Annotated in this window: 12 protein-coding genes; all 12 read left to right on the top strand. The window is 42.9% G+C overall.

Features of this window, described 5'->3' with window-relative positions:
* The first annotated feature begins 29 nt into the window (after positions 1–29).
* The 12 genes from MHI25_RS21800 (at position 30) to MHI25_RS21745 (ending at position 15,247) form a co-directional block, all read left to right on the top strand.
* Complete coding sequence (locus tag MHI25_RS21800) at positions 30–1,166, top strand: D-alanyl-D-alanine carboxypeptidase family protein (RefSeq protein ID WP_340395699.1); 1,137 nt, start codon at positions 30–32, stop codon at positions 1,164–1,166.
* 175 nt (positions 1,167–1,341) lie between these two features.
* Positions 1,342–1,695, top strand: coding sequence for an anti-sigma F factor antagonist (spoIIAA, locus tag MHI25_RS21795; protein ID WP_036676057.1), 354 nt, complete (start codon positions 1,342–1,344; stop codon positions 1,693–1,695).
* Positions 1,692–2,147 (top strand): anti-sigma F factor, encoded by a 456-nt coding sequence (gene spoIIAB / locus MHI25_RS21790; RefSeq protein WP_036676058.1) that lies wholly within the window; start codon positions 1,692–1,694, stop codon positions 2,145–2,147. The genes spoIIAA and spoIIAB overlap by 4 nt, the downstream gene beginning before the upstream one ends.
* An 11-nt stretch (positions 2,148–2,158) precedes the next feature.
* A complete protein-coding gene (gene sigF, locus MHI25_RS21785) occupies positions 2,159–2,914 on the top strand; it encodes an RNA polymerase sporulation sigma factor SigF (RefSeq protein WP_036676059.1) in 756 nt (251 codons plus the stop codon).
* Between the two features lie 96 nt (positions 2,915–3,010).
* Positions 3,011–5,941 carry a PAS domain S-box protein gene (locus tag MHI25_RS21780; protein WP_340394267.1) on the top strand — a complete coding sequence of 977 codons (2,931 nt, stop codon included), beginning with the start codon at positions 3,011–3,013 and terminating at the stop codon, positions 5,939–5,941.
* Between the two features lie 37 nt (positions 5,942–5,978).
* Positions 5,979–6,641: a response regulator transcription factor gene (locus MHI25_RS21775; protein ID WP_076219667.1), complete on the top strand. Its 663-nt coding sequence runs from the start codon at positions 5,979–5,981 to the stop codon at positions 6,639–6,641.
* Between the two features lie 208 nt (positions 6,642–6,849).
* Positions 6,850–8,448 carry a methyl-accepting chemotaxis protein gene (locus MHI25_RS21770; protein ID WP_340394263.1) on the top strand — a complete coding sequence of 533 codons (1,599 nt, stop codon included), beginning with the start codon at positions 6,850–6,852 and terminating at the stop codon, positions 8,446–8,448.
* A 41-nt stretch (positions 8,449–8,489) separates the two neighbouring features.
* Entirely contained in the window at positions 8,490–9,593 is a 1,104-nt protein-coding gene (cheB, locus tag MHI25_RS21765; protein ID WP_340394262.1) for a chemotaxis-specific protein-glutamate methyltransferase CheB, read from the top strand.
* Positions 9,594–9,759: 166 nt separating this feature from the next.
* The gene (locus MHI25_RS21760) at positions 9,760–10,764 is read left to right on the top strand and encodes a helix-turn-helix domain-containing protein (protein WP_076129500.1); all 1,005 of its coding nucleotides are present in this window, start codon (positions 9,760–9,762) and stop codon (positions 10,762–10,764) included.
* Positions 10,765–10,963: 199 nt separating this feature from the next.
* Positions 10,964–12,379 carry an MFS transporter gene (locus tag MHI25_RS21755; RefSeq protein ID WP_340394260.1) on the top strand — a complete coding sequence of 472 codons (1,416 nt, stop codon included), beginning with the start codon at positions 10,964–10,966 and terminating at the stop codon, positions 12,377–12,379.
* Between the two features lie 134 nt (positions 12,380–12,513).
* A complete protein-coding gene (locus MHI25_RS21750; RefSeq protein ID WP_076184103.1) occupies positions 12,514–13,281 on the top strand; it encodes an ABC transporter ATP-binding protein in 768 nt (255 codons plus the stop codon).
* Positions 13,271–15,247: an ABC transporter permease gene (locus tag MHI25_RS21745; RefSeq protein WP_340394258.1), complete on the top strand. Its 1,977-nt coding sequence runs from the start codon at positions 13,271–13,273 to the stop codon at positions 15,245–15,247. The genes MHI25_RS21750 and MHI25_RS21745 overlap by 11 nt, the downstream gene beginning before the upstream one ends.
* Positions 15,248–15,260: the final 13 nt, after the last annotated feature.

Below are 15,260 nucleotides of genomic sequence, written 5' to 3'. Positions count from 1 at the left end.
TCTGTATCGTTGTGTCGGTTCTAGGACCGATGTCAGGTGCTTATGCTGAGGAAAAAAGCAAGGATTCTGGCAGTAATGCTGCCGCTGTAGATCTTGCGCCTGGTGCGCGTTCAGCGATTTTGATGGATGCAGGCACCGGCACTATTATTTATGAAAAGAACAGCCATGATAAGCTGCCTCCCGCAAGTATTACGAAGATTATGACGATGCTGCTTACGGTGGAAGCACTGGATGAAGGAAGACTGCAACTGACGGATAAGGTGCGCACGAGTGAATATGCCGCATCGATGGGCGGATCGCAAATTTTCCTGGAGCCTGGTGAAGAAATGTCGGTGGATGAGATGCTCAAAGGCATCGCTATGGCCTCCGGTAATGATGCATCTGTGGCAATGGCAGAGAAAATAGCGGGTTCGGAGAGCGCTTTTGTCGATCTGATGAATAAAAGAGCGGAAGAACTGGGTCTGAAAGATACCCACTTTGCCAATTGCAACGGTCTTCCAGCTGCTAATCACTATTCCTCAGCCTACGATATTGCGGTAATTAGCCGGGAGCTTTTAAAGCATGATAGAATTATCAAATATACCGGTTCCTATCAGGATTATCTGCGTAAGGATTCCACCAAACCATTCTGGTTGGTAAACACGAACAAGCTTGTACGTTTCTATACAGGCGCTGATGGACTGAAAACAGGATATACCGCTGAAGCAAAATTCTGCTTATCTGCTACGGCTGCAAGAGACGGTCTGCGTGCTGTTGCTGTTGTGCTGGGTGAGCCGAACACGAAGACACGTAACAGTGAAGTGTCGGGCATGTTTGACTATCTCTTTTCGCAATATAAGATCCACACTATTCACAAAGAAGGGGACGCTATCGGTACCCTTAATATTGAGAAGGGTGTGAAGTCCGAGCTGCCGATTACGGCGAAAGAGACGTATAGTGTTCTTTTGAAAAAAGGTGTGACGCAAGAAGGCATTCGTCACGAACTAGTACTTCCAGAAAGCGTGAAGGCACCAGTGGCTGAAGGCCAGTCCATAGGCAAGCTGGTTGTCTACCAAGGAACCCAAGTGATTAAAGAGTATGAACTTAAAGCAGGGGAAGCTGTGGCAAAAGCAGGCTGGTGGAAGCTCTTTAAACGTACAACAGGCTCGATGTTCGGCATGGATTAAAAAGAGCTTTTTTGTAGATTGCGCCCATGTGCTTTGTAGATTCATAGGGGTTTTCTTCTAGTTTTGTCGTGAGGCAGGATTCCTGATTTGCCACGTAGAAACCTTGTCCTTGAAGAGAATGGGTACTGTCTCTTAAGGCCAAGTTTTCAAAGCAACGAAGAGGAGAGTGGCAAGCATGAATTCTAATGTGGAAATGGAGCATCACAGGGGTGTGCTGATTGTCCGTTTATCTGGGGAACTCGATCATCATGCCGCCGATTTTGTAAGAATGGATATGGATGAAGCGATTATGCGGGGTCAGGTATCGCATTTGATCCTTAGTCTTAAGCATCTGCAGTTTATGGACAGTTCGGGTCTCGGCGTAATTCTGGGAAGGTATAAACTGATCCATAGTAAAGGCGGCAAAATGGTGGTGTGTGATGCAACGGCACCTGTGAAGCGACTTCTGGAAATGTCAGGCCTGTTCAAGATCATGCCCCTATATGACGACGAGAGCACTGCACTCTCGGATTTGGAGGTTGCGTTATGACAAATGGTAAGGCTGGTAACTTCATGAACGTGCAGTTCGCTGCACTCTCGGAGAACGAATCATTCGCGCGTGTAGTTGTAGCGGCGTTCGTTTCTAGGCTTGATCCTACAATGGACGAGCTGAATGATCTGAAGACAGTCGTGTCGGAGGCGGTCACCAATTGTATTATTCATGGGTATGATAGTGATCCGGAAGGTATTGTGACTATTTCAGCTTCGCTGGACAACGAAACGGTACATTTAACCATTGAGGATCAGGGACGGGGCATTGAGGATTTGGAGCTGGCACAACAGCCGCTATATACCTCAAAGCCAGAGCTGGAGCGGTCGGGCATGGGCTTTACCATTATGGAGAATTTCATGGATGAATTTGAAGTCACTAGTGAACCGGGACACGGCACTTCGATCTCAATGAAGAAAACCATCGTTTCGAAAAAAGCTTTATACAATTAGGGGTTGGAGCCATGGATGCAGAGTCAAAAAAAGCTCCGCCGACCTATTTGGACGATGCGGAGGTCAAACGTCTTATCGCGCTCAGTCAGGCCGGAGATAATCTTGCCCGAGACACACTAGTTAGCTGCAATATCCGGTTGGTCTGGTCGGTAGTGCAGCGGTTTATGAACCGCGGGTATGAACCTGACGATTTGTTCCAGATCGGTTGCATCGGGCTCTTGAAGTCCGTTGATAAGTTCGACCTCAGCTATGAGGTCAAATTCTCCACTTATGCCGTGCCGATGATCATTGGCGAGATTCAGCGTTTCCTTCGCGACGATGGAACCTTGAAAGTTAGCCGTTCTCTTAAGGAGATGGCTAATAAGGTCCGCAAGATGAAGGATGAAATGTCTAAGACGCTGGACCGTCTGCCTACCATCGGTGAAGTTGCTGAGGCACTGGGGGTTACCCCTGAAGAAGTGGTATTTGCTCAGGAAGCTAACAAGCCACCGACCTCGATTCATGAGACTGTGTTCGAGAATGATGGCGACCCGATCACACTGATTGATCAAATCGCTGACGAATCACAGGAACGCTGGTTTGATAAGCTGGCACTGAATGAGGCTATCGGAGGTCTCAGCGAGCGTGAACGGCTGATTGTTTATCTTCGGTATTACCGTGACCAAACGCAGTCAGAGGTTGCCAGTCGCCTTGGGATTTCTCAAGTCCAGGTATCCCGGCTGGAGAAGAAAATATTGCAGAATATTCGCGAGCAGATTGCTCAGTAGATAATGGCTAAAATGTAAAGACGCTTGCGAAATAGCGAATAGGAAGAAAAAGCCGCCCCGAAAAGGGGGGGCTTTTTATGTGGAGGGAATCTCAATATGCATTCACTTGGCGACAAGGATATGACCTCATGGTCTATTGACATGGAAGCGAATTTGCTGACAATGTCGAATGTTTTGGAGAAATGGGTGGACTGTTCAGATCATGCTTTAACGCATAACCCCAATTTTTTACGTGAATATGTGTACGGTGAGGATCTTGAACGGTTTGATGCTTATATAGATAAATTATACTCTGGTCACCTATGTAATCTTGAGTATCGTATGCAGTTACCTGCAAAAGCGCTGAAGTGGGTTCAAAGTATAGGCACGCCCGTTTTTAATCAAGAGCATAAGGTTTGTCGAATAGATGGCGTCATCATAGATATCACGGAACAAAAAAATGCTCAAGCCCAGTTAGAGAGTAGCTTTTCTCTGTATCAGCAGATGTTTGCTACGATCGATGTGGCGATTTGGTCTTACGATTACGTATCACGGAAAATGTTATTCATATCGGATGCCATTTTCAATATCACGGGATATTCACCAGAACAGGCGAAGGAAGATGACTTTTGGCTAAGAATTGCTCCTAAAGAAGAGCGGCCTTTAATTCAAGAGATTATAACTACAGTGGGGCAAGGAATAAGCAATCTCAGTGAATATCGGATCATCCATGCCAGCGGTGAACTCCGATGGGTCCAAGTCAGGATCATTCCCAGTATGGATGAGACAGGGGCAGTGGTACGGCTCAATGGGATCTTAATCGATCATACGGAAAAAAAGCAGATGCAAGAGGTTCTATTAAAAAGCGAGCAGCGCTACAAATCCCTGTTTGACCATAATCCAGATATCGTGTGTGAATTGGATCTGCAGGGCAGCATTGTGGCTATCAATCCAGCGGCAGAGCAAATTACTGGCGAAGCTTTTAATAGATTCGGAGAGAACTTATCCATTGTGAATTTATTTGGCGCAGAGAATTCGCATATGATGTCTGATTATTTTGATAAAACGGTTGGCGGAGTTCTGCAGCATTATACGGTTACTTCTGTCCGCGAGAATGGATTAGTTAACCATTGGTCGATGAAAAACATCCCTGTACATGAAAACAATCAAATTGTGGGTACCTTTGTTATCGCAAGAGATACCACTGCATCTGTGGAGGTAGAAAAGCGGCTGGCTCAGCGGGAAGCGGAGTACAGGCTTATTACAGAGAATATGGAGGATATGATTGGGGTTCTGGATCAGCAAGGGAACTTCATTATTGCTTCGTCCTCTTGTGAGAAAATTATTGGTCTTCCTGTAGGTTCAATAAAGAACACAACTATTTTGGAGTATATTCATCCTGATGAACAAGAAGTGTTGCGGGAACAGATCTTGGATATTTTTCGGACAAAAGTATGTAAGATGTTTTACAATCGGTTTATTCACATTAAAGGTCACATTATAGACCTGGAATGCTTGGGTACACCTGTTCTTGGTGAGGATGGAGAAGTAGTTAGTATTGTGATCGTAGCGAGAGACATTACAAAAAGGGTCCAGATGGAGAGTGAACTTAGAGAAAGTGAGGAACTCAATCGGCTGCTTATTGATATGTCACCTGAAGCGGTAGTACTCCATAGTGAATATAAATTCCTTTATGTGAATTTTTCCTGTTTAGGATTGTTTGGAGTTTGCAGTGAGGATCAATTGATTGGCACCTCTATTTTTAATTGGGCCCACCCGGACTATATAACGCTGGCTAGAGATCGGATGCGTGAAATCTATTATGGACCCAATCGGATATTAGCTCCTGTTGAACAAAAGGTCGTGCGGTCAGATGGATCTATTATCGATGTAGAAGTAACAGCTAGCTCAATTCTATATAAGGGTAAGGTTGCATGTATCTCTATCTTTAGGGATATCAGTGATCGGAAAAAAATTGAGGTGGAAAGACAGCTTACAGAGCAGATCATTCGGAACAGCGAGGAAAGGTATTTCAACTTACAGATGAGTCTTGATCAATTCTCGCAAGATTTGTTTGGTGCGATGAAGATCAGTCACATGGAACAACGATTACTGAAAGAAGTTAGAGAGGTCTTGCGGGTTACCAATATTTGTATGGTTGAAGTTGATGATAACCATGATAAAATATGCGAGATTATTGAGACCGAGCGGGGCTATTCACTTAAGATCGGAGAGTTCCGAAGAAAAAGCTATATTCTATCCATTAATGAGAAGTCTATTTTATTAGAAATAAGTTCTGTTCGAGTGTGGCTGAAGACGATTACCCGTTATGTTAGTGTGTTATTTGATAATTTTTTGCTCATAGAAGATCTAACTAAGGACCTTGAGTTAGCGGCTTCCGAGCAAGCTCCGACATGGTTGCTGCGCTTTATGTTTAATTTATCCGAGAATGAACGCAAACGGCTTGCTCAAGATCTACATGATTCAGCACTTCAAGAACAGATCATCTGGTATCGTAAGCTTGATAATTTTTTAAGTGATAAATCCGTTACGGGGGAACTAAAGGAGCAGCTAGAACAGATCACAGAAGGTTTACTCGATGTTATCTATGAACTGCGGATGATCTGCAATGAGCTTAGGCCACCAGCATTAATCAATGAGGGGCTTGCTTCCTCACTTGAGACGTTGTTTGAATTTGCTCAGCTGCGGAACGACTATCAGATTTATTTTGAGTCAACAGCTTTTAAGCATAAGTTAAAAGACGAGATTCTCATTGGTCTGTACCGTATTGTGCAGGAACTTTTGGCTAATGCAGCTAAACATTCTTGTGCCACAGAAGTACGTATCTCCTTAGCTAGTGAAGGGCAACAGGTGCTTTTGGATTATGAAGATAACGGAATTGGAATGAGCCTTTTAGGAGAGGATTCTCTTAAGAGCATGGGGATTTATGGGATGAAAGAAAGGGTTCGCAGTATGGATGGGACCATACGATTTCTTTCGCCAGAGAATAAGGGATTAGCTGTCTTTATATCCATACCTGCAGATTAATCATGGGGCATAATAAGGGGATAGGGGTGTATTAGGCATGATTCGAATTTTGTTAGTGGACGACCATCCCTCTGTCATGGAAGGGACTAAGATGATACTGGAACAAGAGGGAGATATGGAGGTTACCCTAGCCAATTCAGCCCATGAGGCGCTTAACATGGTGGGTAGCCATACGTTTGACGTGATGCTGTTTGATCTTCATATCGCTGATGGGAATGGGATTGATTTGGCGAAGGAAGTCTTGAAAATAAACGCAGACGCGATTATCTTAATCTACACCGGATACGAAATTACAAACAAATTCAACTTGATGATCGAATCGGGTTTGTTTGGATTTATTTCAAAAACGACCAATAGAGAGCAGTTGGTTGCAGCAGTGCGTTGTGCTTTAAGGGGAGATGTCATTTTGCCTCATACCCTAGTTAAACAGTTAAGAAAAGTATCACCTAAAGGAATGGAGATTAATATTGACCAAGCAAACCCGAAGATAAGCAAAAAAGAGCATGAAATGCTGACAGAGATTGCAAAAGGAAAAAGCAACAAGGAAATAGCAGAGATTGTACTTATGAGTCAACGATCGCTGGAATACAGTTTAACGAGTCTGTTCCAAAAACTAAATGTGAAATCAAGAATTGAAGCGGCAATAAAAGCTAAGCGACTGGGCATATTGAAGGAGTCCGATTTCAACAATTCACTATGAAAATTCGTAACAAACAAATAGATCAAAATCCCGTTCACGGTGCTGTGAGGCGGGATTTTTTGGTCTGCGCTTTTTTTGCGGGATGACGCAATATTTTTGCGTGGTCGCGCTATTTTTTTTCGGTTACCTTAATCTGCTTACCGTATATGATGAAATAGTTCCTAAGAATTACTAAAAAATGACTAACGCCAATGAGGGGCTGAGGAAAATGAAGTGGTTTTATAATTTAAGAACAGCAGTGAAGTTAATCTCCGCATTTCTGTTAGTATCCGCAATATTGTGCTTTGTAGGATTCTATGGAATTACGAATTTGAGTAAGATGGACCGCTCTATCGTGGACATGTACGAAAATCGCTTAACACCTATAGCTTATCTGGGAGAAGCGAATGAACTATTTTTAACAAATAGAATCAATATCCGTGATATAAACACGATGGCTAAAACAGCGGCAGAAAAGAAAGAATACGAAGATAAAATACATAAAAACGTTCAAAGTATTGAAGAGATCATGGGTAAATATAGCAAGACTGCGTTGAGAGCTGAAGAATTAGCGATAATGAAAGATTATCCTGAGATCTGGCAACGTTATATCACAAGTCTTGATGATACTATTGAAATTGATAAAACAAATATTAGTAATGAGAAATATACAAATTATTTGCGCGAAAGTGATTTGCAAACAGCCACAACAGAGCTGACTAACTTTCTGCAAAAATTAATAGACATCAATATGAAGCAGGCTCAAGGTTCGATTGTTAATGCCAATGACCTTTATCAGTCCTCTCGTTTGATTACGTTTAGCGTTACTATTGTTGCGCTGCTCATCAGTATTGGTCTGGGTCTTCTAATATCGCAGATCATAGCACGGCCTCTAAATCAAGTAATGCGCCTGCTAGGTAAAGTGGCTAATGGTGATTTAAGCGAAACGTCGAATCTGGAATCTAAGGACGAGATTGGAATGCTAGCTTATTCTGTTAATGAAATGGTTCTGAACCTAAGACGCACTGTTAGCGGCATTTCGTCTTCTGCGGAAAGTGTCTCAGCTGCTGCACAGCAAATCTCAGCTAGTACAGAGGAAGTAGCCAGTGGAAGTATGAGTCAAGCTAGTGCAGCACAAACGATGAATGAGTTGTTCCGAGAATTATCTGCGGCGATTAATTCAGTAGCCCAGAGTGCTGAACAGGCTTCTGAGCTTTCAGATCAAACGATGCGTATCGCTCAAGATGGAGGGATCGTGGTTAAGAACTCCGTACAAGGAATGGCAGTACTGGATACACAAATGTCTAGACTTGCGGAAGACTCCGATAAGATTGGTGAGATTATCGCGGTGATTGAAGATATTGCCCAACAAACAAATCTGCTTGCCCTAAACGCAGCGATAGAAGCGGCCCGCGCAGGTGAACAAGGTCGAGGTTTTGCCGTTGTTGCGAATGAAGTAAGAAAGTTAGCTGAGCGGAGCAGTGGGGCTACGAAACAAATCACGGGCATTATCAAAGAAATGCAGAAGAATACGCAGCACAGTGTAAATGCTGTAGTAGAAGGAGTAGCTTTTTCACAAAAAAATGGAGAAGCCTTTGAACATATCCTTACGATGGTGAACGATACCGCTCATAAAGTAACAGAAATTGCAGCTGCCAGTGAAGAACAGGCCGCACAATCGTCTGAGGTGATGTTCTCAATTGAGAGCATATCCGCCGCAACTGAAGAAATGGCGGCAAGCAGCAGTGAAACGGCAACGACCGCCAATGCTTTGGCTCAGCTAGCAGAAGAGTTAAATAGTCTGGTATCTATTTTTAAAGTTAAATAAACAGTGTCAGGGGTATTATCATTGATAGGAGAGGAGAAGTAGTGCAAAAAATAAAGGTGCTCGTTGTAGCTGCTTCAGTAACCATGCGTAAACAGATCTCGAACCTAATTTCGGAGGATTCAAGCCTCGAGGTCATTGGAGTAGCTCGAAATGCATCCGAAGCGATCAGCATGGTTCAAAAACTCAGGCCCGATGTCGTGGCTATAGATATAGAAATGCCGGAATTGAACGGTTTGGTAGCACTCACAAGCATAATGTCTCAGCGGCCAACACCTATACTTATCTTGAGCTCCGCTACAAAGGATGGAATAACAGCAACCATTACTGCTCTACAAAATGGTGCAGTGGATTTCATATCCAAGCCGGCTCAATCTTATGGACCTGGTCTATACAGCATAAAAGATGAGTTATTATTCAAAATTAAGAAAGCCGCTGAAATTCCTTTAAGAACTCTTATTCTTAACAATATAAACATCTCCAAAGTGAAAGCTCGACAAGAGAAACAAAACAACGTTAAGAGTGGGTGTACAGAAGTTATTGAGCAGATCGTGGGAATTGGATGCGGAGTAGGGGGGCCGAAGGCATTAGAAATCTTAATTTCCTCGCTCCCGGCGAGCTTCCCGTATCCCCTTCTGGTTGTTCAACATATGCCGCCCAAGTACACAAAAGCATTGGCGGAACGACTGAATCGGTTCTCAAGTGTACGGGTGGTGGAAGCCAAGGACAAGCAATCTGTGCTCGGGGGAACCGTCTATATCGCTCCAGGTAATTCTCATATGACCATTATTCAGGAGGGGCAGGATCTCAGAATAAAACTTATGAAAAAGCCTGCAGTGAATGGACACTGTCCTTCGGTCGATATCTTGTTTGATTCTATATCTGCATTAACTGGTCTACAGCAGCATTTAATCCTAATGACCGGAATGGGAAATGACGGCGCTAAAGGGATGCTGGCTGCTAAACACGCTGGCGCCCAATCAACGCTAGTAGAATCGCAAGAAACTTCTATTGAAAGTGAAATGCCTGAAGCAGCCGCGAAGCTGGGTTGTGTGGATTACGAGCTGCCCTCGCATTTGTTAGCCTCGAAGATTATGGAGGTTACGGGGGAGCTAAGATACCGGAGGGACGCATTTCCATTGGTTTGAACGGTCTTATTTTACTTCTAAAAAAGCGTTTGGCAGAATAAAATCCGCCAATGCTTTTTTGTATTTCAGGTTGACACTTTCAAGTGATAACAATTATCATTTACGGAGCTAGAGTAGAGATCATGTAACTCATCGTATACAACGAGCGAAGAAGGAGAGGTTTGCGATGACTTTAAATATATTGAATATGGAAATTCATGATCTTTTTGATCAATTTACTGAACGGATAGAGGGGCATGTTGAGCATAACCAATGGGAACAGCGGCTTACTATTCCTTCACATATTGGCAAGGGAAGCGTCACCCGTACACGGATTCGTCCAGGTATGGAGATTATGTATACGGACATAACTTACGAACAAGATATGAAGCTCCACATTCAAGAAGCTTGTCCGTTGTTTGAACTAAGCTATAATCTAAGCGGAGAAATCTATTGCGAATGGAACGGCAAGGAAAGTTACACGGATAAACAAATGGGCAATGTCCTTTTTCTAGAGGATGTTCAGGTGTATGAAGAGAAAAAAGCAGGTGTCCCCAATCAATTGCTGGAAATACGGTTTGCTCCTAGTGAACTGCTGAATTACGCCGGAGATTTATCGGAGACACAGCAAATGGAAACCTGGCTTAGACATCATCGTGGAAATATTGATCGTTATCCAGATACTGCGGCAATCCGAAAATGTGTCTCCGAAATGATCCACTGTACCTATCATGGAACATTGAGACGTTTATATATGGAGAGCAAAGCTCTTGAATTTATTGCTTTGTTTGGTGAGTCTGATGGTTACGGTTCAATTAGCGATAGTATGACGCTGCGGCATGATGATATTACTAATCTGAAGCGGGTACATGAATTGGTGCAAATCCATTTCGAACAACCGTTATCTATACGTGAGTTGGCTAAGCGGGTAGGTATCAACGAATTCAAGCTGAAAAAAGGCTTCCGCGAATTATTTGGCATGACGATCTTCGAGCTTGTACGTATAAAAAGGATGGAGAAAGCGCTCTGGTATATGGAGGTTGAAGGTTTGAATATAGGGAAAACAGCTGTTTCGGTCGGATATAGCAATGTCAGCAATTTCACGACGACCTTCCGTAAGCATTATGGCTGCAATCCAAGCGAATACTTAAAACGTATCGAACAACAGAGTTTGGAACGAAACAGGCTGTAGGAAGATTTGTAAATGCAGAAAGCTTAAAGCTTCAAGTGTTAGAACATAGGGTTCGGAATCGAACGTTATCTTCTGCATGCTTGAGGTTTTTTTGTGTTTGCTCCCTTATCAAGGAGTGAACCTCCCTTAACAGGTAGAGAAAAAGACCACTCTGAATGATAATAATTTCATAGATTGCAGATAAAAAGGTGGTCATACAATGGAACAACAACAAGTAGATTCGCGACGGTGGTATGCGCTGGGGGTTATTTTACTGCCAACATTACTTATTTCATTAAATACTTATATGATTCAAGTTGCGCTTCCATCTATTCAATATAGCTTGAACGCAAGCTTTTCGGAAGCACAGCTTATCGTTACCGGATTTTCGCTAGGATTAGCTGTGGCGTTGATTATTAGCGGAAAGCTTGGGGATATATACGGCAGAAAACGGATGTTGATGATCGGGGTGAGCGGGTTTACGGTCATGGCAGTGTTAGGCGGATTGACCTCAGATCCGGCACTTCTGATTGTTATTCGGATTGTGCAGGGATTGGCTGCGGCGCTTATTCAACCTCAGGTTCTATCTACGCTGCAGGTCAGCTTTCTGCCAAAGGAAAAAGGGTTTGTTTTCGGCATTTACGGCGCAATGATTGGCATTGGATTTGCATTTGGATTCATCCTCGGAGGTACTATTGTGAATTGGAATCCGTTCGATCTCGGTTGGCGGACAGTATTTTTTTTCAATGTGCCATTTGGACTTCTCGTCCTGCTGTTAATGCCGATTGTACCTGAAACACGGGCTGAGCAGGCGCACAGTATTGATTGGACTGGAAGCTTCCTTCTGCTGATCGGTTTGTTCCTGTTGATCTATCCGTTGTCAGAGGGACAAAAACAAGGGTGGCCGTTGTGGATTTTTGGCTGTCTAATGTTAGCTCTTTTCGTGTTGTTTACTTTTATCTGGGTTGAAAATCGAAAGGGAAAGCAGGGGACGTTACCGTTAGTCGATCTGTCTATTTTCAGAGATCGAACATTTAGCGCTGGTCTGGCAACCGTTCTTGTCCTTTATCTAAGTATGTTCTCTTTCTTTTTTATTTTGAGCTATTATATGCAATTTGGTTTGCACTATAGTGTTCAAGATACGAGTATGGTTTTCTTGCCTATAGGGATAGGCTTTTTTATGACTTCCCTAATCTCTTCTCGAATGGTCAAAAGATGGGGGATGAGTGTACTTAAGATAGGAGCGCTGATGATGGGGAGCTGTAGTCTGCTGCTTATGTTAGAGCTAAATGTGGACGTTACGCAGCTGCTAGACCCTCGTAATATCCTACTATTATTGATATATGGTTTCGGTCTTGGAATGGCTACTACGCCCCTAGTTAACGTCACGCTTAGTTCAGTACCCACAAAGATCACGGGCACGGGTTCAGGCTTGATCACTACCTTTATGTATTTTGCGAATTCGTTAGGAGTGGCGTTAATCGGTATTTTATTCTCCGCTTCGCTAAAGCATTCTCTTTTGGAAGCAGATCTAGCGGATTATGTAAGGGCGTTTTCCTTCTCATTAGCAGCAATCGGAGGACTTGCTTTTACTGGTTTTCTTTGCCTTTGTTTTTTGCGGGAGCGGAAATTGTAGAGGAGGTATCCTGCTTTTTTTGCGCTGTGAGCAATCTAACAAACGAACGCCCTTCTTAGCTTTATAGTAATACCGAGTGATTGAATTCCATTTAATGTAACTCACTCCAAACCTATCAATGAGAAGGTGCCAGGATGTCCATACTGCAAGTAGAGAATCTCTCGAAAGAATATAAAGGCAAAGGCAAAACGAATCGGTTTCGAGCGCTGAACGGGATTAGTCTTAGTGTGGATAGCGGCGAGTTTGTGGCGATTATGGGACCCTCGGGGAGCGGGAAAACAACACTTTTAAATATACTAAGCGGAATCGACACGGAGTATAGTGGGGTTGTAAGAATTGCAGATACTAGTATAAGTGAGATGTCCAAGAACGAGCTTGCGATTTTTCGCCGGCAGCGTATGGGATTCGTTTTTCAGGATTACAATCTGCTGGATAGTCTGACCCTACGGGAAAATATCATGGTGCCCATGGTGCTGGATGATCAAGAGGTAGAAGATATCAATGCCAAGACAGATGAGACGTTATCGCTATTCGATCTGGATGAGGTGAAGGACAAATATCCTTATATGGTTTCAGGGGGGCAACAGCAGCGGGCGGCGATCAGCAGGGCGATTATAAATCATCCAGATGTGATTTTTGCGGACGAGCCGACGGGGAATTTGGATTCCAAATCCTCGAGTACGGTGATGAAGACCTTCGCCAAGCTCAACACTCTAAAAGGAGCAACGATAGTGATGGTCACACATGATCCTTTTGCGGCCAGCTATTGTAATCGGGTGCTTTTTATCAAAGATGGGAAGGCTCTACTAGAGATTGCTAGAGAGAATAAAGAGCGCAGAGCATTTTTGGATCTGATTCTGGAGAACCTGGCCTTTATTGGAGGGGGAGAAGATGACCTTTAGGAGAATGGCATTTCAGATATTTAAGGCGAATCTTAGAAGATATTTGTTATTTTTCCTATGCAGCAGCTTTACGGTCATGATCTTTTTTACATTTTATTCGCTGTACAGTAATCCTGATTTTAATGACCCTTATCAAGTGAATGGGATGGTGTCAGGTAATTTATATGCTCCTTTTTTGGTGATAAGGGTGTTTGCTGTTCTGTTTATTGTATATGCTCAAATGGCCTTTTTAAAATTCAGAAAAAGCGACTTTGGGCTATTAATGGTACTTGGAATGACAAGCCACAATATCCGCAAAATCATTTTGTTCGAGAATAGCATGATCGCTTTAGCCTCGATTCTCACTGGTTTAGGTACAGGGACAGTTTTCTCCGGTATTTTTTTCTTGATTGTTTCGCTGTTTGTAAATATTAGGGACAGTGCTTTTATACTGACGCCCGATAGTTATCTGTATACCATTAAATTCTTCGCGGTGATTTACATAGTTGTGATTGCAGTCAATTTGCTACTAACTTTGCGATACAGTATTTTACGTCTTTTAAAAGAGTCCAGAACCGCAGAACGCAACCTGATTCATGGGAAAATCACCGGGGTCATCGGAGTTTTGCTCTTGGGAATCTCCGTTTATAATATGCTCACTCATTACAACCCTTCCGATGCTCGCATGATGTTAATAAATCTGGGAATTAGTATGTTAGGCGTTTATTTGCTGTTGTCAGGACTTGGGGACTGGTTGAAACTTTTTATATCGCGATCAAGCAGAGCATATCACAAGCACCTGCTGTTTAGTTCCAATTTGATCTATACCCTTGGTCGCTCCAAAATAGTGCTTTCTCTTATCACCTTCCTCGTCTTCATCACGATTTCTCTAAGCGGGATTATTTTTTATTTGACCTGGAATGCTGAGGATATTCCGGTTGCAAACAATCCATATGATATTGCCTATTCAGAAGTATTCGGAAAAAATAGCATCTCACCAAAAATACTAAGCGAGATCACGGATCATGGCGCCACGCCGCTGCTTTCACACCAAAAGCTGGAGTATATCGACTTGTTTAATTTCAAAATATTTCTGGACCAGAATATAAACGCATTAATCGGCACTGATTATCATGTGGAGAAAGATCACTTTCTAAATCTGGCCATAGTTGCACAAGGAGAAGAGTGGAAGAATCAAAGACCGGAAATGCCCACCTTTGATCTGATGCTTGCTTCCGGGAAGCATACGCTGTATTCACAAGGTATCCTATTTGACATGGTATTTAACCCTGTGCCGAATCTAATGAATGGTCTTCATATCATTGTAAACGAAGAGGATTATATGGCGCTGAAAGCGGAAAATAAAAAAGCGATCGGTAATCTTCAGCTCCTGAATTTTAAGGATTGGAAAAAAACTGCGGATATAGATGCTAAGTTAAATGCCGCTTTAGCCAAATATAACAAAGACAATACAGAGTCCTGGTATGGCAATGAACGGCAAGAGGCCCTCGTATTCTCTACGAAGTCTAGAATAAGTGACTATCTACAGTTACAGGAGTCTGGCCGATTTGGAATCTTCGTAATTTCATTTGTTGGTTTAATATTTTTCGGCGCCTCCGGGATAGTGCTGCATTTCAGTATTCAGACCGATTTAGAGCGTGAGCGGATCAAATTCAGGAAGCTGAACAAGATTGGAATTACTTCTAAAGACGTGGCCCGCATTATAGGCGGCCCTTTAAAAGTGCTGTTTTTTCTCCCGTATGCATTAGGTATTGCATTGTCTTCTTTTTATGTTGTTAGTTCTTCCAGGGTTGAAATGTCTGCAGCTCTGGAGCCGATGTGGTTTTGTTTGTTAGTAGGCGGAGCGTATCTTTTATTTCAAGTCCTCTTTTATCGTATATACACCAAAATATACACTCGCAATATGCTGGCACATATTCAGCTACTCGATATTCCCTTAATAGACCAAAAAGAGATTTCAATTTAATCCCAAATATGAT

Origin of the sequence: Paenibacillus sp. FSL E2-0177, from assembly GCF_037992975.1 — a bacterium.
GTDB lineage: Bacteria > Bacillota > Bacilli > Paenibacillales > Paenibacillaceae > Paenibacillus_AQ > Paenibacillus_AQ odorifer.
Note: the sequence above shows the minus strand (reverse complement) of the source record. Positions and strands in the feature narration are given on the sequence as shown.